The sequence below is a fragment of the Flavobacterium sp. C3NV genome, from assembly GCF_046825355.2.
In the GTDB taxonomy this organism is placed as follows: Bacteria; Bacteroidota; Bacteroidia; order Flavobacteriales; family Flavobacteriaceae; genus Flavobacterium.
This window is the reverse complement of the sequence record NZ_JBKQBJ020000001.1, coordinates 407,307-428,882: the sequence shown is the minus strand read 5'-3', so window position 1 is coordinate 428,882 and position 21,576 is coordinate 407,307. Positions and strand designations below refer to the sequence as shown.

Here is a 21,576-nt window from a genome sequence, read left to right as displayed (position 1 = left end):
TTTTTTTCGTTTGAAAATTAAAAACGAACTATAACGTTTTAGCTTTACAATATTATTAAAAGGTAATAATGACCTTATTGCTGCCTTTTATATTATCCATTAAATGCTTTAATAAATTAATAGTTATGTTTAAAAACGTTAAAACAATTGTTGTTTTACTTTTGTTGAGCTCTATCGGTGTAAATGCACAGAGTAAAGTTCCGGTTTATCTAGATGATAAAAAGCCAATTAATGAGCGTGTAGAAGATGCTCTTAAAAGAATGACCACAGCAGAAAAAATTGCCATGATTCATGCGCAGTCAAAATTCAGTTCGCCGGGTGTACCGCGTTTAGGAATTCCGGAAAACTGGATGACTGACGGACCACACGGAATTCGTACCGAAGTAAAATGGGACGAATGGGATCAGGCAGGCTGGACAAATGACTCTTGTATTGCATTTCCGGCTCTTACAGCACTTTCTGCAACCTGGAACAAAGAGTTGTCTTCTTTATATGGTAAATCTATTGGGGAAGAAGCGCGCTACCGTAATAAAAATGTATTATTAGGACCTGGAGTAAATATCTACAGAACACCATTAAACGGTCGTAACTTCGAATACATGGGAGAAGATCCTTTTCTTGCTGCAAAAATGGTTGTTCCTTATATAAAAGGTGTACAAGCAAACGGAGTGGCTGCCTGTGTAAAGCATTTCGCTTTAAACAATCAGGAAACAAAACGTAACTCAGTAAACGTAATCGTTGATGATCGTGCTTTATACGAAATCTATTTACCTGCTTTTAAAGCTGCAGTTCAGGAAGGTGATGTTTGGGCAATTATGGGTTCATACAACAGATACAAAGGACAGCAATGTTGTCATAATGAATTTTTACTAAATGATATTCTTCGCGGAGAATGGGGTTTCAAAGGTGTTGTAGTTTCAGATTGGGGTGGCGTTAGCGATACAAAACAATCTATATTTAATGGTCTTGATATGGAATTTGGTTCATGGACCAATGGACTTTCATGGGGAACCAGCAATGCGTATGATAATTATTATCTGGCAAAACCATATTCTGAAATGATTAGAAAAGGTGAAGTTGGAACTAAAGAATTAGACGAAAAAGTACGTCGTATTTTACGTTTATCGTTCTTGACTACAATGGATAGAAACCGTCCGTTTGGATCTTTTGGAACACAAGAACACGCAGATGCAGGCCGTAAAATTGCCGAAGAAGGAATTGTATTACTTCAAAACAATAATAATATTTTACCAATCAACCTTTCTAAAACTAAGAAAATCGTTGTTATTGGTGAAAATGCCATCAAAATGATGACTGTAGGTGGAGGAAGTTCTTCGCTTAAAGCAAGATACGAAATTACACCTCTTGAAGGATTAAAGAAAAGAATTGGTAATCAGGCAGAAATCGTTTATGCCCGTGGTTATGTGGGAGATCCAAAAAGTGAATATAACGGAGTAGTAGCAAAAGTAAGTTTAGAGGACAAACGTTCTCCTGCAGAATTGACTGCCGAGGCTCTTAAAGTTGCTAAAGATGCGGATGTTGTTCTTTTTATTGGAGGATTAAACAAAAGTGATAATCAAGATGCAGAAGGACATGATCGTAAAGAATTGGGCTTGCCATACGGTCAGGACAAATTAATTACCGAATTGGTTAAAGTAAATAAAAATGTAGTTTTTGTAAATATTTCAGGAAATGCTGTAGCAATGCCGTGGGTAAAAGAAGTTCCGGGAATTGTACAAGGATGGTTTTTAGGTACAGAAGCAGGAAATGCTTTAGCTAATGTTTTGGTTGGAGATGTAAACCCTTCAGGAAAATTATCTTTTACTTTCCCAGTAAAATTAGCTGATAACGGCGCTCATGCTTTAGGAGAATTTCCTGGTGGAGATGAGGTAAAATATAACGAAGGAATTTTTGTAGGTTACCGTTGGGCAGATAAACAAAAAGCAAAACCATTATTCTCTTTTGGTCACGGTTTAAGCTATACGACTTTTGCTTATGGAAAAGTAACGGCAGATAAAAAACAAATGTCAAGCAGCGACAAAATTACATTCTCTGTTAATGTAAAAAACACAGGATCAAGAGAAGGTTCTGAGGTTGTTCAGCTTTATATCAGCGATTTAAAATCTTCATTACCACGTCCGATTAAAGAATTAAAAGGATTTGAGAAAATTTCGCTTAAAGCGGGAGAAGAAAAAACAGTAACTTTTACGGTAGATAAAACAGCTTTAAGCTTTTTTGATGATAAAAAACACGACTGGGTTGCTGAGCCGGGAGCTTTTGAAGCAATCGTTGGAGCATCATCTACAGATATAAAATCAAAAGTGGGATTCTCACTTCAATAATTTCATTATTTCTAAATTGGTTGGTTGTAAAGCTGCAAGTGTAAAAATTTGCAGCTTTACTTTTAAAATAATCTCGCCATTTAAGATTTTACCATTAAGATATTAAGGAAATTAAGCTTTGTGTTTGCTGTACTTGAAAGTTTTATTAGTAAGGAAATTAAGTATTGTGTTTAATATGTATTGTGGAGTTAAACTCTTCTTTGTTTGTTCTGTGACAAACTTTGGGAACTTTTCGGTTATCTATTTAAAGAAAACTATGACTGTTTAGAAAAAATCTTATTTTAGCTCACACCAAAAAATAAAAACTAACCTTTAACCATCAAAAAATATTTTTATGAGTTCACCTTCTATTGATATTAAACCTAAAAAACATTATGAAATTCTGGACGGACTTCGAGGAGTCGCTGCGATTTTAGTAGTGATTTTTCATATTCTGGAGGCCCATAACGGGGGAAGCCGCTTTAACCAAATTATCAATCACGGTTATCTGGCCGTTGATTTCTTTTTTCTTTTATCAGGATTTGTAGTAGCATATGCGTACGACGATCGATGGGGAAAATTGACTCAGTGGGAGTTTTATAAACGACGCTTAATTCGTTTACAGCCCATGGTTATTATGGGAATGATCATTGGAGCGATTTTTTACTATTTTCAGGCATCCAGTCTTTTTCCTTTAATTGCAGGAATGGAAGCCTGGAAAGTGATTCTAACAATGGTAATTGGTTTTACATTACTTCCTATTCCGCCATCATTAGAAATTAGAGGCTGGGGCGAAATGCATCCGCTTAATGGACCTGCATGGTCACTATTCTTCGAATATATTGCCAATATTTTATACGCTGTATTGTTTCGTAAATTTTCGAACAAAGTATTAGCAATCTTTGTTTTTATATTTGCAGCAATGCTCGTAAATTATACTGTTTTTGGACCAAATGGAGATGTAATTGGCGGTTGGTCTTTAAACCTGCAACAAATGAATGTGGGATTCACGCGATTATTATATCCGTTTTTTGCCGGAGTTTTACTTTCAAGATTAGGAAAACTAATTCACTTAAAAGGAGCTTTCTGGATTTGCAGTATTCTTATTATAGTTATTTTTTCGATACCAAGAATTGGCGATGAAAACACTTTATGGATGAATGGTTTATACGAATCAGTTGTTATTATTCTTTTCTTCCCATTAATTGTTGCTATTGGAGCAGGAGGAGAGATCAAAAATGCACTTTCGGTTAAAATATGCAAAGCTTTAGGAGATATTTCGTATCCAATTTATATTATACATTATCCGCTAATTTACTGGTATACTGCCTGGGTAATCGACAATAAAGTTTCTATAAAGGACGGTTATATGATAGGAACTGGAGTTTTAGTAGCCAGTATTACAATAGCTTATTTATGTTTGAAATTTTACGATGAGCCTGTACGCAACTGGCTTCAGAATAAATTTCAAAAAAGAAAAATTTCTTAAAAGGAGGGACAAAGGTTCAAAGGCTCAGAGGGAAAAAAGGTAAAACTTTGCTACTTTGAACCTTTGTAACTCTGAACCTGTATAAAGATCTTGAATTTCTTAATTTTGTTAGTTATAGATATTCAAAAAAGGGATGAAATTTCATGTTTTCATCCCTTTGTTTTTTTTCTCAAAAGGACAAAGGTTCAAAGCAACAAAGGTTGAAAGGGAAATTTGTTGATTTCAGTATTTATCCCTTTTGTATTTATAATTTCATGTAGAAATAAATAAATAAAAAAGCAAACAATTGTAAAATGCCAATTTAGAACGTAAAATTGTACATAAGCATAATTGTAGAGATGCACAGCAGTGCATCTACGCAAAGTATATCGACAAAGAAGAAAAACAAAACGTACAAGTTCAGATTTTTTTTTGCCACAGCATAAAATAATTTTGAATCCGTGTAAATCAGTAAAATCCGTTTTATCTGTGGGCAATTTAATTTTAAATACATTGTGTAGACGCACAGCAGTGCGCCTCTGCGATATAGATGCCGAAAAAATTGGTAAACTTTTGTATTTATAGAAACGCATCATTTTAAATTTGTATAATTGTAGAGATGCACAGCAGTGCATCTACGCAAAGTATATCGACAAAGAAGAAAAACAAAACTTAGAGATTCATAGTATTTTTTTTGCCACATCATAAAATAATTTTTAATCCGTGTAAATCAGTAAAATCCGCTTTATCTGTGGGCAATTTAATTTTAAATACATTGTGTAGACGCACAGCAGTGCGCCTCTACGATATAGATGCCGAAAAGATTGGTAAACTTTTATATTTATAGAAACGCATCATTTTAAATTTGTATAATTGTAGAGATGCACAGCAGTGCATCTACGCAAAGTATATCGACAAAGAAGAAAAACAAAACGTACAGATTCAGAGTTTTTTTGCCACTGCATAAAATAATTTTGAATCCGTGTTAATCCGTACAACCCGTTTTATCTGTGGGCAATTTAATTTTAAATACATTGCGTAGACGCACAGCAGTGCGCCTCTACGATATAGATGCCGAAAAAATTGGTAAACTTTTGTATTTATAGAAACGTATCATTTTAAATTTGTATAATTGTACAGATGCACAGCAGTGCATCTACGCAAAGTATATCGACAAAGAAGAAAAACAAAACTTAGAGATTTAGAACATTTCTTTTGCCACAGATTTTAAGATTAAAAAGATTTTGGATATAGATGCCGAAAAGATTGGTAAATATAAAAGGGATAAACAATGAAGTTTATCCCTTTTTATATTAAGTTGGATTAAAGAACCTTCCTCTGTTCCTTTGAACCTTTGTCCCTTTATAGAAAAAATTTATTCTAAAACCAATGCTCCTAAAGCTTCTTTACTGAAACCTTTCAATTCATCAGTTTTACCCGCTTTGATTTTTGCTACCCAATTCGGGTCAGATAAAAGAGGTCTTCCTACTGCAACCAAATCAAAATCGCCTCTGTCGAAACGTCTGTTTAATTCTTCTAATGAAGTTGGTTGAGAACTTTCTCCTGCAAATGCACCAAAGAAATCTCCTGAAAGTCCAACAGAACCTACAGTAATTGTTGGCGCTCCGGTAACTTTTTTAGCCCAACCTGCAAAGTTCAAATCAGATTCTTCGAATTCAGGTTCCCAAAAACGACGTTGAGAACAATGTAAAATATCAACTCCCGCATCAACAAGAGGTGTTAACCATGCTTCTAATTCCTGTGGATTTTTAGCCAGTTTATAATTATAATCAGAAGGTTTAAATTGAGAAAAACGCATGATCACAGCGAAATCATTACCAACTTGTTTTCTGATTTCCTTTACCACTTCAATAGCAAAACGATTACGTTCCGGTAGCGTTTTTCCTCCGTAAATATCCTCACGTAAGTTGGTTTCGGCTCTAAAAAACTGGTCAATCAAATAACCGTGCGCTCCGTGGATTTCGATCGTATCAAAACCTAATCTTTTAGCATCGGCGGCAGCCTGACCAAAAGCAAGAATAGTATCTTCAATATCTTTTTCGGTCATAGAAACACCATTTCTAAAATCAGGACGGTTTAATCCCGACGGACCTTCAAAAGGAACCGGTGGCACCCATCCAGAATGATGATTGTCCATAATTCCCATATGCCAGATTTGTGGTCCCATAGCACCTCCGGCAGCGTGAACTTCGTCGATCACTTTTTTCCATCCGTTTAAAGCTAAATCCCCATGAAAATGTGGAACATTAGCATCATTAGATGATGAAGCTCTGTTGATAACAGTCCCTTCAGATAATATTAAACCAACTTCACCTTCAGCTCTTTTTTGGTAGTAAGAAGCTACTTCATCAGTTGGAACTCCGTTTGGAGAAAATGAGCGCGTCATTGGCGCCATTACGATTCTATTTTTAAGATTTAACGTTTTTAAGTTAAATGGCGAAAACAGGTTGTTTGTACTCATAGTAATTTACAAATTAGATTGAATTAAGTTACTGAGTGCTTCAAAGGCACCTTCGTTGCGTTTATAGTAAGTCCATTGTCCAACACGTTTAGATTCTATAAATCCGGCGCGCTGTAAAATAGAGAGATATTCAGAAACAGTCGATTGCGTCAGGCCAGCCTTGGCTTGTATTTGTCCAACGCAAACTCCGTGCTCAAATCCAGCATGCTGGAGCTGATCCGGAAAATTGATTTCAGGCTCTTTTAACCATTCCAGCATTTGCAATCTGGATTTGTTAGAGAGCGCTTTAAAGATTTCTATTGGTTCCATGGCGCAAATATATCGACTTTTCCCGATATACCAATTAAGGAGATAATTATTTAGCAAAAAATTAAGATGGAGAATAAGGAAGTTGTATGAAACAGTGGAGGATTTTAATAAAGAAAAATTATATTTGCTTGTGAAAAATAATTTCGCAAAGGCGCGAAGACGTAAAGAATAAAAGCTTATAAGAAATAAAACTTTGCGGCTCTGCGCCTTTGCGAGATTCAAAAAAAAACAAGCCCCCAAATAAATAACTTAATCAAACTATGAAAAAAACTTTACTTATTTTAGGATTCTTATGTTGTGTAATAACCAGTTCAAAAGCTCAGGTAGTAGGAACCGATGTTGGAGATATTGCTCCTGAAATCGATCTTCCGGATACAAAAGGAAATAATGTGGCACTTTCCTCTTTAAGAGGAGATTTAGTCTTAGTCGACTTTTGGGCATCATGGTGCGGACCTTGTATAAAAGAACAGCCGCAATTAATAAAATTAAACAGTACCTACGCAGGTAAGTTTTCTATTTACAGCGTTTCTATGGATACTAAAAAGCCGCTTTGGCTGGGAGCTATCGCAAGGCAAAAATTGACATGGACACAAGTAAGTGATTTGAAATATTGGCAATCTCCTGTTGTTGGCGATTATATGCTGCAATCGGTACCATTGAATTTTTTAATAGACAAAAACGGAATTATTCTGGCTAAAAACATTCACGGAAAAGCTTTGGAAGAGATGCTTAAAAGTTTGTTGTCAGTGCAGTGAAAAACTGAAATTAATCAAAACTTTGAGTATATTGCTATTTCAAAAAAGTGATAACAATAAATGACGATATAATCATGATTCAAAAATTAGTATTCATATGCTTTATTTTGATTGCATTTCAGTGTAATGCACAAACAATGGAGACCGTTAATAAAGCGAAAACTTCTTATCAAAAATGTGTAGATAGTGGGAGCGGAATGAAAAATTGTGCGATTGAATATTACAATCAATCGGATAGTTTGATGAATGTTGCGTACAAGAATTTAAAACTTAAATTAAGTTCTAAAGAACAATCACGATTAAAAAAAGAGCAACTAGACTGGATAAAGAAACGCGATCTGTATTTTGAGAAAGTATATTCTGATACCAAAAAAGAAGGCCATTTTACAGAAGGAAGCAGTGATTTTGATATGGTAGTTTTTGATGAAAAAGCAAATTACGTTTTCGCAAGGGTCAAAGAACTTATAAAAAGGATATAGTTGCTTTTAAATAAATAGCTTAAATGGAATCAAAACTCAGTCTGGCTGAATTTAGAACAAGATTACAAAGTAATACAGAAATTGGTTCTCTAAAAGCAAACTTAAGTCTCTTTAGAATATTTCCCCGATTTGGAGGTACAAAACCTTTTTACGGACTTTTTGATGAGAAAAGTTTTCGATTGACTCTAAATTCGAGAACTTCACCCACTTATTTTATTATAAGAGGAAATTACAAGAATAGTAATAATAGGGTTAACGTAAGTTATATTGTTGAGCCCAACAGTAAATTTCAGTTAATCTGGACAAGATTTTCTCCGGTAGTTTTTTTAATAATTATTAATGTATTTTTTCTTTTTTTTGGAAGAGGTCTTAGAAGAGCCACTACAATTGTGAGTTTGTTTCTTCTTATTCTCATTTTTTATTCAAGATGGAAAGAAGAAAGAAAGAGGAAAAAGCTAGAGCGTAATTTTGTCAGGATTTTTGAGATTAAGATGTAAAAGGGTTGGATTGTTTCAGGTTTTCTTGGTTTCATGTTTCAAGTTGCCTGTATTCTCAATCTCTCACATTGTTACCTTTGTCAAAGTTTTAAACTTTGACAAAGGTTGGGAAAACCTAAAACCTGAAACCAATTATTTCCTATTCGCGTTCATTGCCTGTAACGCATTTTCAGGAGAAGACAAATATAATTTATAAAAATCAGCTGTTGCGCCAACGTGAATTTCATAGGTTTCATTTTCGAATCCTTTTTTGAGGTCTAAAGCGACTTGTTCCGGGCTTATACCATTTTCGCCGCCAATCGACTTCGAAAATTCGGTATTTACTAACGGAGGCATCAATTCAAAAACCTTTACAAGTGGTCGTTTCTCCTGTTTTTCAAGTGAAACTCGTAATACCTGAGAATAGGAGTGAAGCGCCGCTTTACTTACCGCATAACCCGGAAGTGTATATCCGGGAGAAAAGGCAGCAATAGACGAAACGTTTACAAAAGCGGCTTCGGGTTGTTTTTGCAACAAAGTCAGCAATTTTTCAGTCAGTCTTACAATCGAAAGATAATTGGTCAGGATTTCTTCGCTGGCTTTTTCGAATGCATTCGCATTTTCATCTGTTAACTTAAAATAATGGGCTAAACCGGCATTGTTGATTACGATATTAAGGTTCGGGAAATCTTCGTATAATTGTTTGGTCAGTTTACTCACATCGGCTTCATTATTAATATCTGAGACGATTCCGGTTACATTTTTTAAACTCAAAACCGCTTTTTCCAGTTTTTCGGCATTTCTTCCTGTAATAATTACTTTGTTATCAGCAGAAAATAGTTTTGCAATTTCGTATCCAATTCCTGATCCGCCGCCAGTAATTAGAATAGTGTTATTTGAAGTTTTCATTTTATTTTTAGTTTAAGGTTTCAGGTTTCTTTGTTTCAGGTTTTAGTGTTTACTGGTTTAACCGCAAAGCACGCAAGTATTTTTATAATATCTTGTCTTGACAAACGCAATGAACGCAAAGCTTTATCAATTAACTTTACGAGCTTATCTTTTTTAGATTACAGTGAATAAAATAAAAACTTGGCGCCTTTGCGAGATTAAAAAAAACTTACCGAACCTTGTCATAAATCTTGCGTGCCTTGCGGTTAAATTTGTGTTCTCATTTCAAACCTGAAACCTGAAACAAAGAAAACCTGAAACAAAATTTTAAATATTTATCGCCCCTTGTCCCGATGCAATCATATAGGCTTCTTTCAGGGTTTCAGAGTAGGTAGGATGCGCGTATGAAATTCTAAACATATCTTCGTCGGTCACTTCATATTCCATACCTATAACGCCTTGTGCAATGAGATCTGCGGCTCGCGGGCCAATGATGTGCATGCCTAAAAGTTCGCCGTATTTAGGATCTGAAAGTACTTTCGAGAAACCGTCTTTTTCTAATGCAGCTCTCGCTCTCGCACTTGCCGAAAACGGAAATTTACCTACACGATATTCGATCCCTTTTTCTTTCAGTTCTTCTTCGGTATAGCCAACAGAAGCAACTTCCGGCCAGGTATAAACCACTCCTGGAATTAATTTGTAATTGATGTGCGGTTTTTGTCCGTTGATGGTTTCTGCAACAAATATCCCTTCTTCCTCAGCTTTGTGGGCGAGCATGGCTCCGGCAACCACATCGCCAATAGCATAAATATTTTCGGATTTGGTTTGCAGTTTTTCATTCGTTACGATTCGGCCTTTCGAATCTACCTCTACTTTGGTGTTTTCTAATCCTAAGCCTTCTGTATATGGTTTTCGTCCTACAGCAACCAGGCAATAATCGGCAGTGATTTCTTGTGTGGCGTTTGCAGTATCAAGAAAAGTAACGGTTGCATTTTTGCCATTATTTTTTGCCGATTGTACTTTATGGCTTAGTAAAATTTTGATATTTTGCTTGGTGAATATTTTTTTGAGTTCTTTTCCGAGTTCTTTATCCATTGTTGGGATCAGGCTCTCAAAATATTCGATTATAGTAACTTCAACGCCAATTCGGGCATAAATCGAAGCCATTTCTACACCAATTACACCACCGCCAATAATGACCATTGTTTTGGGTTTGTCCGGAAGCGAAAGAGCTTCGGTAGAAGTTATAATTCGTTTTTTATCGATTTCAACTCCGGGAATTGTAGCGGGTTTCGAGCCTGTTGCAATAATGTAATGAGTGGCAGAAATAGTAGATGAAGAACCGTCTGTTGCTTTTATGCTGATTTCTTTATCATTCAAAAAAGAAGCAAATCCTTCAAAAACCTCGATCTTATTTTTCTTCATCAAAAAGTTAAGTCCGGCAATATTTTGCTCGACAACTTCTGATTTTCTTTTGATGAATTGCGGAAAGTCCAGACTTAATTTTCCTGTTATGATTCCGTGAGTAGCAAATTTGGTGGCTGCTTCATAATAATGTTCTGTACTGTCAAGAAGCGCTTTTGTGGGTATGCATCCTACATTGGTGCAAGTGCCGCCTAAGGCTTTGTACTTTTCGACAATAGCCGTTTTATAACCCAATTGCGAACATCTGATGGCCGATGCGTAACCACCAGGTCCGGAACCAATAACAATGATATCAAACTTTGTTTCCATAGAATAAAAAATTAGTTATGTTTCAAAAGAACTATGCAGACTTTGCAATTACTCCTGTATTATAAGTAATTGTTAGTCTTGTTTTAAGTGTCTGAAATATAAGGAATTATATTTTATTACGGAAGGGAGTTTGTCTTTTTTTGATGATTAATCTGTTGACTTAGTGATGATTAAGGAGTGTGAAGAGGAAGTGAGAATTGTTTTTAAAGATTAAATTGAGTGTTGAGAACTCAATTTAATCTCTCTTCATGATTTTTTACACCGCCAAAACTATTTTTCAGCAATTCTCTAACCTGAAACTGAGTTTTGTTTCGGGTGATGTTTTGCCATTCTTTAAAATCGAAAAGGTGTATTGTTTTCGCATTTGGGTTGGTAACAAATGAAAGCCTTGCAATCGAATATTTATAATATTTTAATTCGTGCGATATATGTCTGTTGGGTACAACAACAAGAATCGTTTCCCATTTCAGGAATTCTGTTGCAGGTGGGATATCTTCTCTTTCGGTTAAGCCAAGTGATTCAAAAAAAGCAATTATTTTTTGATCATTTAGTTTATCGATTTTTTGGTCAATGCGCTTAATAGTATTAAGAAGCGTATTTTCGTCTTTAATAACACTCATGATAATACTTTTTTTAGTTGAAATTAAAGATAAAATTACATTAAAAGAGAATAATTTAACAATGTATAGCCCGTAGAATGATTCTAAATTTTTTATCGTCTAATTTTCAACTATGAGTACGAAAGCAAATACCATCAGGTTTTGATAAAATACTATTATTTTCGTAGACTTAAAAGCAATATTTTTATCGCTCTAGCTAACCACATTTTTATGAAAACTATTTCCTTCAAAGAAATTCTCCTGTATTTTATTGTTTTAATTTCAATTAGTTCATTCGCTCAAAACAAATCAGATCGGGAATTAATTTTAATCGATAAAGACTGGCATTTTTCGTTGGGCCATTTATATGATACTAAAAAAGATTTCGGTCATGCCGAAGGTTATTTTTCTTACCTAACCAAAACTGGATTTGGAGATGGTCCGGCCGCCAAAGATTTTGACGATCGTGCCTGGCGAAAACTCGATTTACCACATGATTGGGCAGTTGAACAGGAATTTAGTGAAAAAGGCAGTTTTAGCCACGGTTTTAAAACTTCGGGAAAGGGTTTTCCTGAAAAAAGTATAGGCTGGTATCGAAAAAAAATTAGTATTTCGCAAAGCGATCAGGGAAAAATTATATCCTTAAAATTTGATGGTGTTTTTAGAAATTCGAAAGTTTTTTTCAACGGTCATTTCCTTGGGACAGAAGAAAGCGGTTATAACGGTTTTGAATATGATGTTACAGCTTATGTAAACTATGGTGGCGAAAATACAATTGTGGTTCGTGCTGATGCTTCGATGGAAGAGGGCTGGTTTTATGAAGGCTCGGGAATTTACAGACATGTTTACCTGCAAAAAACAAACCCGTTGCATGTGATCCAGAACGGAACTTATCTAACTTCTGAAATTCAAAATGCTAATGCTGAGGTTACGGCCGAAGTTACTATTGAAAATAAAGGAAATTTTAAAGGAGCGATAGAAGTTTTACAAACAATTATTGATGCTTCGGGTAAAGAAGTAGCAACTAATACTGAAAATGTATCAGCTCCGGATTTTTATAAAACAGCAAAATTTACTTCAAAAATAAAAGTCAATAATCCTTTATTATGGGATATAGATGCGCCAAACTTATATCGTTTGCTTACGCAGATAAAACAAGAAGGGAGAATTGTAGATCGTTATGAAACTAGTTTCGGAATCAGAACAATCAAATTCGATCCTGAAAAAGGTTTTTTTCTTAACGGGAAATCTATAAAACTACAAGGAACCAACAATCATCAGGATCATGCCGGAATAGGAACTGCTTTGCCGGATGAATTGCAATATTACCGCATAAAAAAGCTCAAAGAAATGGGTTCGAATGCGTATCGATGCTCACACCATCCGCCAACTCCTGAATTATTGGATGCCTGCGATAAGTTAGGAATGCTGGTAATTGATGAAACCCGTTTAATGGGAATTAACGATTATCATCTTAATGATTTAAGGCGAATGATAGAGCGTGATCGCAATCATCCGAGTATTTTTTGCTGGTCGGTAGGAAATGAAGAATGGAATATCGAAGGCGGAATCGTGGGCGAACGCATTACCAATATAATGCAGGGATTCAGTAAAAGTATCGATCCTACAAGGCCTGTAACGGTTGGAATAAGCAGTGGTTTTAAAAGCGGAATTTCGTCTGTAGTCGAAATCATGGGCTATAATTATATGGGCAACGGAGATATCGACGCTCATAGAAATGAGTTTAAAAACCAACCCGGAATGGGAACAGAGGAAGGTTCTACTTTTGCAACCCGTGGGATTTATTTTACAGATGATGCCAAACATTATCAAAGTGCTTACGATAAGAAACCGCGTCCCACTTTTTTTAGTATCGAAGAAGGATGGAAGTTTTATGCAGCGCGTCCTTATCTGGCAGGAATGTTTATCTGGACCGGTTTTGATTATCGCGGAGAACCAACGCCTTATGGATGGCCATCGGTAACGTCTTATTTCGGGATGATGGATGTTTGCGGTTTCCCGAAAGACAATGTTTTTTATCTAAAATCATGGTGGGGAACTGCGCCGGTTTTGCATATCATGCCACATTGGAACTGGAGTGGAATGGAAGGAAAGGAAATCGACGTTTGGGTACATTCTAATTGTGATGAAGTAGAACTTTTCCTGAATAAAAAGAGCCTCGGAAAAAAGAAAATGGAACAATACGGACATTTAGAATGGAAGGTAAAATATACGCCCGGAACTCTCGAAGCTATTGGATATAAAAACGGAAAAAAGATCCTGACCGAAATTCAGAAAACAACCGGAAATCCTGAAAATATTAAACTTTCTGTAGATACTGAAAATCCATCAAATGCAAATGTTTCTGTGATTACAGTCGAAGTCACAGATAAAAATGGTTTACGCGTTCCAACAGCAAATAATGAAATTTCATTTTCGATAAAAGGCGGAAAAATATTAGGCGTAGGAAATGGTGATCCAACATCATTAGAAAAAGATCAGTTTATTGATGATGTTACTCTTGTTCCTATTACTAATTTTGAAGAAAAAAAGCAGGCGTATGTTGATAATACCAATCAATCTGCTTTGGATGAATCGAATGCCTGGAAGGAAGCTTTTAAAGATAGAGATTATAAAAATCAGGCGTCGGCATATATTTACAGAGGTAAATTTGAGTTGAAAAATAATTTACAATCGAATAGTGTTGATTTCTTTTATAAAAAAATTGGTGTAAACGAATCTGTTTTTATAAACGGAAATTTAGTTAATGCCAATGCAGATGATCCTCAAAAATACCATCTTGACAAAGCGGTTTTAAAAGAAGGAAGCAATGTCATCACGATAAGAACTTCGCCTTTGCAAAAAGTAAAAGAATGGGATGTTATGAATACAGATCCGGGAATCATTAGAGTAATAACACCATCAGAACCGTGGAAACGTAAATTGTTTAATGGTTATGCGCAAATTATTATTCAGAAAGAAGAAAGTGGAAATGATGTTGTTTTATCGGCTTCCGCCAAAGGACTAAAGGCGGGTGTTTTGAATGTTAATCAGAAGAAATAGAGCTTTTAGATTATCGCGGTAAATATATGTCGCTCCTATGGAGCTTTGACAAGGATATTGTTGATTTCTATAAATATAACGCTCCGCTGGAGCTTTGATAGGGATTATGGATATCTTTCTATAAATATAATGCTCAACTGTAGCTTTGTCAATAGGGACTTGTATAAATATAACGCTCCGCTGTAGCTTTGATATGGATTATGGATGTTTTTCTATAAATATAATGCTCGACTGTAGCTTTGTCAATAGAGGCTTATATAAACATAATGCTTCACTTTAGCTTTTCAGGGGCTTATTATAAATGTAATGCTCCTCTGGAGTTTTGAGGGGGTTTATGGATGTCTTTCTATAATATAACTCTCAATTAGATTTTTTAATATTTAAATTAAATAATCCCAGCGGGATGCCATATTTATAGAAAATTGATAATCGCTACCATAAAACCCCAGCGGGGTGACATATAATAAAATTCAAAGATTGTATTTTTTCAATGATCTGAAATAATCATATTAGTTTTTGGTTTCTTCGATTTGTTCATTACAAATAAAAGAAGCGGTAATGTCACAACAAAAAATAATCCGACAAGAAAAAAGGCATCCCGATAACTTAATAAAGAAGATTGTTTCAATACAATATTTTCCATCAATTTAAGAGCTTTCAATTTTGCTTCATTATAAGCAAAACCTTTGCTCTGAAAATATTTTGTGAAAGCATTTAATCGATCCATTGCCTGAATGTTGTATTGATTGACATTCGATACCAATTCATTTCGATGTGCTGAAAATCGGTGCGCAACATAGGTATTGATAATAGAAACCCCAAATGAACCACCCAATTGTCGCATCATATTATTAAGCGCCGCTCCCTGACCAACATCTTTATCATCCAGAGAAGAAACAGCCAGCATGGTAAGCGGAACTGTTAATAAAGCCATGCCCAAAGCACGAAAAATAAGAGAAGTGGCAACATCAGAAGCGCTTGTGTTTAAAGTCATTCCGGACATTCTCCAATTAAAATAAATGAATAACAAAAATCCTGTTGCGATGATGATTACGGGTGAAATTCCTTTTTGCAATAATGTTCCGCAAGTTTTGAGGGCAAGCAAAGCAAATAGTGCTCCGGGAAGTAAAAGTAATCCGGTTTGATAAGGAGAGAAACTCAAAAGACGTTGCGCCACAACCGGAGTTATATAAATAGAAATAAACATTCCGAATCCTGTTACAAAAGTCAGAACGGCGGCAATACTCAAAGATTTACTTTTAAGTACCCGAAGATTGACAACGGGTTTATCTATCGATAATTCCCAATAAATAAAAAACAATAAGGTGCTGACGGCAGTAACCGTTAAGACAATAATATATCGGGTTTCGAACCAATCTTCGACTTCGCCTCTTTCCAGAACGGTTTGCAAAGCGCCAACGCCAATGGCTAATAAAGCAATTCCTGTCCAGTCGACTTTGGTAATTTCGGGTTTAACGGAAGGTTCTCGTAAAAGAAAATAACAAGAAATCATAACCAAAATCCCGATTGGAACATTAATTAAAAAAATCCACGGCCAATCGTAATTTTCGGTAATATAACCGCCAAGCGTTGGTCCAATTGTTGGTCCAATAAAAATTCCTGCACCAAACAAAGCGCCTGCGGTAGATTGTTTGTCTTTTGGGAAAAGTTCGAAAACCACTACCTGAGAAATAGATAATAAAGCACCACCGCCAATTCCCTGCAAAAACCTGAAAATGACCAGCATCCAAATGTTAGAAGAATGGCCGCACATAAACGAACAAAACGTAAATAAAATGACAGAACCAATATAGTAGTTTCGTCTCCCTAAATTGGCGCTCAAAAAGCTTGTAATAGGTATGATAATTACATTGGCAATTGCGTACGCAGTAATTACCCAGGAAGTATCTTCGAGTGTTGCACCAAGATTACCGCTCATGTGAGAAAGTGCAACGTTTACGATCGAGATATCAATCAGTTCCATAATGGCAGCCAGAATGACTGTAAAAATGAGCAGTTTTCGGTGTAATGGAGTCATAATATTATTTTATACCGATTGGTATATTTTTAATTAAAAAAAATGTTCGATCTCTATAATCTCATCCAAAATCTGCTTAATCTGCGTGAAAAAATATTCACGCAGAGATTTAATTTGGGTATCAACAGAATCTGTTTTAAAAAACATTTACAATTCTTTCTTAACAATATTAGTTTTAAGAAGATTAGAAGTTGCCCTTGCAATTAATCGGGTTTGATCTTTATTCCAGATTTCGCATTGTGCGTTTACAATTTGTTTTCCTTTTCTAATAATAGCTGTCTTTGCCAGAATCGTATCGCCAACAAAAGCAGGCGCAAAGTAGTCCACAACAAGATTTATGGTCGTATAAAAAGTTTCTTCATCAAGAGAAAACATCGTCGCGCCAATGCAATCGTCGGCAATGGCAGCGGTTACGCCTCCGTGTAAACTCTTCACCGGATTCGACATTTCTTCACGAACCGTATATTTAAAGGTAACTGAGCCTTGCTCTGCAGCGACCACTATGGGTTTCATCCAAAGCATAAAAGGCGATGGCGACGCTATAAATTCTCTGTCGATATGATTTTGCAATACTTGTAATCTCGTTAATTTTTCCATTAGGTTTTAGTTTATATTTAATACTGATCGGTATATTTTTATTCAAAAAAAAGTAATTTCGGTTATTACTTTTATTCTAAGTCGTTTATAATTTTATTTAGCGAAAGCATAATATCAGATAAGTTCGAAAGATTTCCTGTGATTTTGGTAATCATTACAGCACCTTCAATAATGGCAATGATAGTCAAGGCAGTTTTTTCAGGATCAATGTTTTTGGCTTTAAATTCTCCTGCGAGGATTCCTTGTTCGATAAAGTAGACTAGTTTATCTTTCCAGGCAAGAATGGTGTTTTCGACTTTTTTTCTCAAAACAGGATGTGTGTCGTCAGCTTCTGTTGCGGTATTAATAATAGGACAACCGCCTTTTGTAACCCGCAACTCGTAGTAATCAGAATACAATCTCGGGTATACTAGTAATTTGTCTTTATAAGTCGTTTGCTTTTCAATTTCCCTTGCAAAAGTATCCTGAAGTTTTTTTACATTAAATTTAAAAGCAGCAATTGCGACTTCATCTTTATTTTCGAAATTACCGTAGATACTTCCTTTTGTAAGTCCGGTCGCTTCGGTAATATCACTCATAGAAGTACCGCTGTATCCTTTCATATTAAAAAGTGGTGCAGTTTTCTCGATAATAAATTGCTTTGTTTTTTCGGCTTTACTCATGATTGGTAAAATTTGAATGCAAATATATACCGATTGGTATAATTTTACAAAGTTTTGGGGAATTATTTTGTTTCAGGTTTCAGGTTTCAAGTTTGAAATGAGGATAGGATCGTGCTGAATTTAACCGCAAAGTGCGCTACGATTTACGCAAAGTTCGCAAGGCTTTTTTTTGTAATCTCGCAAAGGCGCAAAGTTTTTGTTTTATTGTATCGATTTTAAAATAATACGTGCGCAACGCTAATTGACAAAGCTTTGCGTTCTTTGCGTTTGTCCAAACAATCTACGATAAAAAAACTTTGCGCGCTTTGCGGTTAAATTTTTATTCTCATTTCAAACCAGAAACAAAATAAAACCTGAAACTATTTTTTTATGTTTGATTTTCATAACTTTGTCTCATGAAAGAGCAATTAGATTTTCAGGCTTCTGAACTTGGTATAAACGATTTAAAGCTAAAAGGTTTTAAAGTATACGAAGTAAACGATACAATTAGTAAGATTCCGACCTATAACCGCAGGGATTTTTACAAGATTTGTATTAATACAAGTCAGAGTTTGATTCACTATGCAGATCGTGGTATAGAAACTGACGGTACTATTTTATTCTTCGGAAATCCGCATATTCCGTATTCATGGGAAATTATTTCACCACAATACGAAGGATATGCCTGTGTTTTTACCGAAGAGTTTTTAAAAGCAAATGATCGTTCTGAAAGTCTTCATGAATCGCCTTTGTTTAAAATTGGGGGAACACCTATTTTTACGTTATCATCTGAACAAAAAGTGTTTATAGATTCGTTATTTAAAAAAATGATCGAAGAACAGGAAACTGATTATGTTTTTAAAGATGATTTAATTCGCAATTACATCAATCTGATTTTGCATGAATCGATGAAAATGCAGCCTTCAGAAAATTTCTTTAAACATAAAAACGCCTCTTCGAGAATTACCTCATTATTTTTAGAATTATTAGAAAGACAATTTCCTATAGAAACAAAAAATGAACCTTTGGCATTAAAAACACCTCAGGATTATGCACAAAGTTTAGCTGTACACGTAAATCATTTAAACCGTTCTGTAAAAGAAGTAACGGGAAAACCAACAACGGCGCATATTACCGAAAGAATCATTGGCGAGGCCAAAGCATTGCTGCAACACACAGATTGGAGTATTTCTGATATTGGTTATTCGCTTGGATTTGAATATCCGAGTTATTTTAATAATTACTTTAAAAGACTTACAGGAACGATTCCAAAATCGCTGCGATCGTAAATTGTTTCATATTCTTAATTTTTTGTTTGAATATTGTTATTTCTGATTGTCATTGCTAAAGTACTTTTGCCCTGAAATAATTAGTATTAACTTCTATCGGTTTTTTCGCTGACTAAATATAACTTCTACAAAGCGCATTCTAGCTTTCTAAATTTAGTTTCAGGCACTGATATACAAAAACAAAATAATTATGAAAGAACCAGAAAATCAATTAAATGAAACTATTTTTCCAAAAGGAGATTTGGCTTCAGCGGATTATTTTACAGGAAAAGCATGGGTGAAAATGTTGGTTCCAAATGATCCGGTTTTAAATACTGCAGTGGGTAATGTAGTTTTCGAAGCAGGTGCGAGAAACAATTGGCATACACATCCCGGCGGACAAATTCTAATTGTAACACAAGGAACAGGATATTATCAGGAAGAAGGAAAACCAATTCAGTTACTTCAGGCAGGGGATGTTGTAAACATTCAACCCGAATTAAAACATTGGCACGGAGCTTCTCCGGATAGTGAATTTACCCATATTGCAATTAGTACCAATACCGAAAAAGGTATTGTAGACTGGCTTGAACCAGTAACCGACGAACAATACAATAGCTTTAAATAAATTAAGTAAAAGTGTTGTTTGGCGAGATCTAACGATTAATTAACGGTTTTTGTTAGCTCTTATTTAAATAAAATCAATCTCAAAAAATCTATTTTATGTCAACACTTTATACTTCCGCTATTGAAGAGGGAAAAATCCCGAATACTTTCATGACTGGTAATGTTTCTTATAAAAAGCAAACCAGCAATATTCATCCGGACAATACGATGATTAAAGAAATTTCTTTTGAACCGGGCTCAAGATGCAAATGGCATATTAATGCAAGTTTACAATTATTTATCGCAACAGACGGAATTGGCTATTTTCAGGAAAAAGGTACTGCCATTCGTTTGCTTCATAAAGATGAGGTAGTTACCATTTTACCAGGTGTAGAACATTGGTATGGTGCAACACCTTTTAGTAAATTTTCGCACATTAGCATCATTACAGAAATCGACAAAGGAAAAGGAATCTGGTTAGAAAGCGTAACCGATGAAGAATATTTTAGTTTTGGAAAATAGTCTAAGTTTCTGAGTTGCTAAGGTTCTAAGTTACTAAGTAAACTTCGCGACTTTGTGAGAAGTATTATTTTTTTTGCGTAGATTTTAATAGATTTTTAGCTGATATTTTTTAAATCAAATTAAATCTGCCTAAATCCTCTTAAATCTGCGTGAAACTATACCAACTCTAAAGCAAAAAAACTTAGAACCTTAGCGACTTAGTATCTCAGTACCTTAAAAATAAAAAACAAAAAAATGGAAACAAAAAACATAAAAGCCTTTGGTACAGAAGCTGCCGAAGCACCTTTACAAACATTAGACATTCAGCGTAGAGCGGTATTAGCGCATGACGTAGAGATCGAAATTTTATATTGCGGAATCTGCCATTCCGATTTACACTCAGCCAGAAACGAGTGGCACGGAACGATTTACCCAATAGTTCCCGGACATGAAATTGTGGGTCGTATAACAAAAGTGGGCGATCACGTAAAAGGTTTTAAAGTTGGAGATTTGGCCGGAGTAGGCTGTATGGTCGATTCATGTAGAGAATGTGAGCATTGTAAAGACGGATTAGAGCAATTTTGTGATCCCGGAAATACATTAACTTTCAATTCTCCTGACGTTCATTTAGGCGGACAAACTTTTGGAGGATATTCTCAAAGTATTGTAGTCGATGAAAATTATGTATTGCATGTTTCAGACAAATTAGACCTTGCCGGAGTTGCTCCTTTATTATGTGCCGGAATCACGACTTATTCTCCGTTAAAACACTGGAAAGTGGGTCCTGGGCAAAAAGTTGGGATCGTTGGTATTGGTGGTTTAGGACATATGGGAATCAAATTAGCGAAAGCAATGGGCGCTCATGTCGTTGTTTTTACCACTTCATTATCTAAAACCGAAGATGCAAAACGTTTGGGCGCAGATGAAGTAGTTTTATCTACAAATCCGGAACAAATGGCGAAACATGCAAAATCACTTAACTTTATTTTAGACTGCGTATCGGCAGAACATAATATAGATTCTTATTTGAATTTACTAAAAGTAGACGGAACTCTTACATTAGTTGGTGCTCCAATGGAACCGCTTCCGGTAACATCATTTAGTCTTTTATTAGGCAGAAGAAGTTTTGCAGGTTCAAACATTGGCGGAATTGCCGAAACTCAGGAAATGCTTGACTTCTGTGCAGAACATAACATTACGGCAGACATCGAAATTATTGGTGTTGATGAAGTAAACGATGCTTACGAAAGGTTATTGAAAGGAGATATTAAATACCGTTTTGTAATTGATATGGCTTCTTTGAAGTAACTAAGTAACTAAGGTTCTGAGATTCTAAGATTCTAAGATTCTA

General features: G+C 35.3%; 18 protein-coding genes. 10 read left to right on the top strand and 8 right to left on the bottom strand.

Annotated features, from left to right (window positions below; genetic code table 11):
* Positions 1-125 precede the first annotated feature (125 nt).
* Together ACIDC4_RS01695 and ACIDC4_RS01690 are read left to right on the top strand one after the other, a co-directional pair.
* A complete protein-coding gene (locus tag ACIDC4_RS01695) occupies positions 126-2,342 on the top strand; it encodes a glycoside hydrolase family 3 C-terminal domain-containing protein (RefSeq protein WP_412044699.1) in 2,217 nt (738 codons plus the stop codon).
* Between the two features lie 334 nt (positions 2,343-2,676).
* A complete protein-coding gene (locus ACIDC4_RS01690; protein ID WP_412044698.1) occupies positions 2,677-3,810 on the top strand; it encodes an acyltransferase family protein in 1,134 nt (377 codons plus the stop codon).
* A 1,354-nt stretch (positions 3,811-5,164) separates the two neighbouring features.
* Here the strand turns inward: ACIDC4_RS01690 and ACIDC4_RS01685 are convergent.
* Entirely contained in the window at positions 5,165-6,271 is a 1,107-nt protein-coding gene (locus tag ACIDC4_RS01685; RefSeq protein ID WP_230037481.1) for an NADH:flavin oxidoreductase, read from the bottom strand.
* A gap of 6 nt (positions 6,272-6,277) precedes the next feature.
* A complete protein-coding gene (locus tag ACIDC4_RS01680; RefSeq protein WP_055097872.1) occupies positions 6,278-6,580 on the bottom strand; it encodes an ArsR/SmtB family transcription factor in 303 nt (100 codons plus the stop codon).
* A gap of 260 nt (positions 6,581-6,840) precedes the next feature.
* Here ACIDC4_RS01680 and ACIDC4_RS01675 point away from each other — a divergent pair, with 260 nt between their 5' ends.
* The 3 genes from ACIDC4_RS01675 to ACIDC4_RS01665 all read left to right on the top strand — a co-directional run bounded on the left by ACIDC4_RS01675 (position 6,841) and on the right by ACIDC4_RS01665 (position 8,311).
* Positions 6,841-7,335, top strand: a complete 495-nt coding sequence (locus tag ACIDC4_RS01675) for a TlpA family protein disulfide reductase (protein WP_412043373.1) — start codon at positions 6,841-6,843, stop codon at positions 7,333-7,335.
* 74 nt (positions 7,336-7,409) lie between these two features.
* Entirely contained in the window at positions 7,410-7,814 is a 405-nt protein-coding gene (locus ACIDC4_RS01670) for a lysozyme inhibitor LprI family protein (RefSeq protein ID WP_488381123.1), read from the top strand.
* 23 nt (positions 7,815-7,837) lie between these two features.
* Positions 7,838-8,311 (top strand): hypothetical protein, encoded by a 474-nt coding sequence (locus ACIDC4_RS01665; RefSeq protein ID WP_412043371.1) that lies wholly within the window; start codon positions 7,838-7,840, stop codon positions 8,309-8,311.
* 132 nt (positions 8,312-8,443) lie between these two features.
* Here ACIDC4_RS01665 and ACIDC4_RS01660 read toward each other — a convergent pair whose 3' ends face one another.
* The 3 genes from ACIDC4_RS01660 to ACIDC4_RS01650 all read right to left on the bottom strand — a co-directional run bounded on the left by ACIDC4_RS01660 (position 8,444) and on the right by ACIDC4_RS01650 (position 11,532).
* A complete protein-coding gene (locus ACIDC4_RS01660; protein WP_412043370.1) occupies positions 8,444-9,199 on the bottom strand; it encodes an SDR family oxidoreductase in 756 nt (251 codons plus the stop codon).
* Between the two features lie 306 nt (positions 9,200-9,505).
* Positions 9,506-10,912 carry a dihydrolipoyl dehydrogenase gene (lpdA, locus tag ACIDC4_RS01655; protein WP_412043369.1) on the bottom strand — a complete coding sequence of 469 codons (1,407 nt, stop codon included), beginning with the start codon at positions 10,910-10,912 and terminating at the stop codon, positions 9,506-9,508.
* 230 nt (positions 10,913-11,142) lie between these two features.
* Positions 11,143-11,532 carry a hypothetical protein gene (locus ACIDC4_RS01650; RefSeq protein WP_412043368.1) on the bottom strand — a complete coding sequence of 130 codons (390 nt, stop codon included), beginning with the start codon at positions 11,530-11,532 and terminating at the stop codon, positions 11,143-11,145.
* Positions 11,533-11,742: 210 nt separating this feature from the next.
* Between ACIDC4_RS01650 and galA the strand changes: the two genes are divergently transcribed.
* Positions 11,743-14,574, top strand: a complete 2,832-nt coding sequence (gene galA, locus ACIDC4_RS01645; protein ID WP_412043367.1) for a beta-galactosidase GalA — start codon at positions 11,743-11,745, stop codon at positions 14,572-14,574.
* Positions 14,575-15,061: 487 nt separating this feature from the next.
* Here galA and ACIDC4_RS01640 read toward each other — a convergent pair whose 3' ends face one another.
* The 3 genes from ACIDC4_RS01640 to ACIDC4_RS01630 all read right to left on the bottom strand — a co-directional run bounded on the left by ACIDC4_RS01640 (position 15,062) and on the right by ACIDC4_RS01630 (position 17,871).
* Positions 15,062-16,612: a DHA2 family efflux MFS transporter permease subunit gene (locus ACIDC4_RS01640; RefSeq protein ID WP_412043366.1), complete on the bottom strand. Its 1,551-nt coding sequence runs from the start codon at positions 16,610-16,612 to the stop codon at positions 15,062-15,064.
* Positions 16,613-16,759: 147 nt separating this feature from the next.
* Positions 16,760-17,209: a PaaI family thioesterase gene (locus ACIDC4_RS01635; protein ID WP_230037504.1), complete on the bottom strand. Its 450-nt coding sequence runs from the start codon at positions 17,207-17,209 to the stop codon at positions 16,760-16,762.
* A gap of 71 nt (positions 17,210-17,280) precedes the next feature.
* A complete protein-coding gene (locus ACIDC4_RS01630; protein ID WP_230037516.1) occupies positions 17,281-17,871 on the bottom strand; it encodes a TetR/AcrR family transcriptional regulator in 591 nt (196 codons plus the stop codon).
* A gap of 395 nt (positions 17,872-18,266) precedes the next feature.
* Between ACIDC4_RS01630 and ACIDC4_RS01625 the strand changes: the two genes are divergently transcribed.
* The 4 genes from ACIDC4_RS01625 (at position 18,267) to ACIDC4_RS01610 (ending at position 21,533) form a co-directional block, all read left to right on the top strand.
* Positions 18,267-19,139, top strand: a complete 873-nt coding sequence (locus ACIDC4_RS01625; protein ID WP_412043365.1) for a helix-turn-helix domain-containing protein — start codon at positions 18,267-18,269, stop codon at positions 19,137-19,139.
* A gap of 190 nt (positions 19,140-19,329) precedes the next feature.
* Positions 19,330-19,746, top strand: coding sequence for a (R)-mandelonitrile lyase (locus ACIDC4_RS01620; RefSeq protein WP_072964075.1), 417 nt, complete (start codon positions 19,330-19,332; stop codon positions 19,744-19,746).
* Positions 19,747-19,841: 95 nt separating this feature from the next.
* Positions 19,842-20,246: a cupin domain-containing protein gene (locus tag ACIDC4_RS01615; RefSeq protein ID WP_412043364.1), complete on the top strand. Its 405-nt coding sequence runs from the start codon at positions 19,842-19,844 to the stop codon at positions 20,244-20,246.
* A 234-nt stretch (positions 20,247-20,480) separates the two neighbouring features.
* Positions 20,481-21,533 carry an NAD(P)-dependent alcohol dehydrogenase gene (locus tag ACIDC4_RS01610; protein ID WP_412043363.1) on the top strand — a complete coding sequence of 351 codons (1,053 nt, stop codon included), beginning with the start codon at positions 20,481-20,483 and terminating at the stop codon, positions 21,531-21,533.
* Positions 21,534-21,576: the final 43 nt, after the last annotated feature.

What these genes read in the sequence shown, in the direction of transcription:
- ACIDC4_RS01695 (WP_412044699.1), top strand. Translation starts at nt 126, where the DNA reads ATGTTTAAAAACGTTAAAACAATTGTTGTTTTACTTTTGTTGAGCTCT.
- ACIDC4_RS01690 (WP_412044698.1), top strand. Translation starts at nt 2,677, where the DNA reads ATGAGTTCACCTTCTATTGATATTAAACCTAAAAAACATTATGAAATT.
- ACIDC4_RS01685 (WP_230037481.1), bottom strand. Translation starts at nt 6,271, where the DNA reads ATGAGTACAAACAACCTGTTTTCGCCATTTAACTTAAAAACGTTAAAT.
- ACIDC4_RS01680 (WP_055097872.1), bottom strand. Translation starts at nt 6,580, where the DNA reads ATGGAACCAATAGAAATCTTTAAAGCGCTCTCTAACAAATCCAGATTG.
- ACIDC4_RS01675 (WP_412043373.1), top strand. Translation starts at nt 6,841, where the DNA reads ATGAAAAAAACTTTACTTATTTTAGGATTCTTATGTTGTGTAATAACC.
- ACIDC4_RS01670 (WP_488381123.1), top strand. Translation starts at nt 7,410, where the DNA reads ATGATTCAAAAATTAGTATTCATATGCTTTATTTTGATTGCATTTCAG.
- ACIDC4_RS01665 (WP_412043371.1), top strand. Translation starts at nt 7,838, where the DNA reads ATGGAATCAAAACTCAGTCTGGCTGAATTTAGAACAAGATTACAAAGT.
- ACIDC4_RS01660 (WP_412043370.1), bottom strand. Translation starts at nt 9,199, where the DNA reads ATGAAAACTTCAAATAACACTATTCTAATTACTGGCGGCGGATCAGGA.
- lpdA (WP_412043369.1), bottom strand. Translation starts at nt 10,912, where the DNA reads ATGGAAACAAAGTTTGATATCATTGTTATTGGTTCCGGACCTGGTGGT.
- ACIDC4_RS01650 (WP_412043368.1), bottom strand. Translation starts at nt 11,532, where the DNA reads ATGAGTGTTATTAAAGACGAAAATACGCTTCTTAATACTATTAAGCGC.
- galA (WP_412043367.1), top strand. Translation starts at nt 11,743, where the DNA reads ATGAAAACTATTTCCTTCAAAGAAATTCTCCTGTATTTTATTGTTTTA.
- ACIDC4_RS01640 (WP_412043366.1), bottom strand. Translation starts at nt 16,612, where the DNA reads ATGACTCCATTACACCGAAAACTGCTCATTTTTACAGTCATTCTGGCT.
- ACIDC4_RS01635 (WP_230037504.1), bottom strand. Translation starts at nt 17,209, where the DNA reads ATGGAAAAATTAACGAGATTACAAGTATTGCAAAATCATATCGACAGA.
- ACIDC4_RS01630 (WP_230037516.1), bottom strand. Translation starts at nt 17,871, where the DNA reads ATGAGTAAAGCCGAAAAAACAAAGCAATTTATTATCGAGAAAACTGCA.
- ACIDC4_RS01625 (WP_412043365.1), top strand. Translation starts at nt 18,267, where the DNA reads ATGAAAGAGCAATTAGATTTTCAGGCTTCTGAACTTGGTATAAACGAT.
- ACIDC4_RS01620 (WP_072964075.1), top strand. Translation starts at nt 19,330, where the DNA reads ATGAAAGAACCAGAAAATCAATTAAATGAAACTATTTTTCCAAAAGGA.
- ACIDC4_RS01615 (WP_412043364.1), top strand. Translation starts at nt 19,842, where the DNA reads ATGTCAACACTTTATACTTCCGCTATTGAAGAGGGAAAAATCCCGAAT.
- ACIDC4_RS01610 (WP_412043363.1), top strand. Translation starts at nt 20,481, where the DNA reads ATGGAAACAAAAAACATAAAAGCCTTTGGTACAGAAGCTGCCGAAGCA.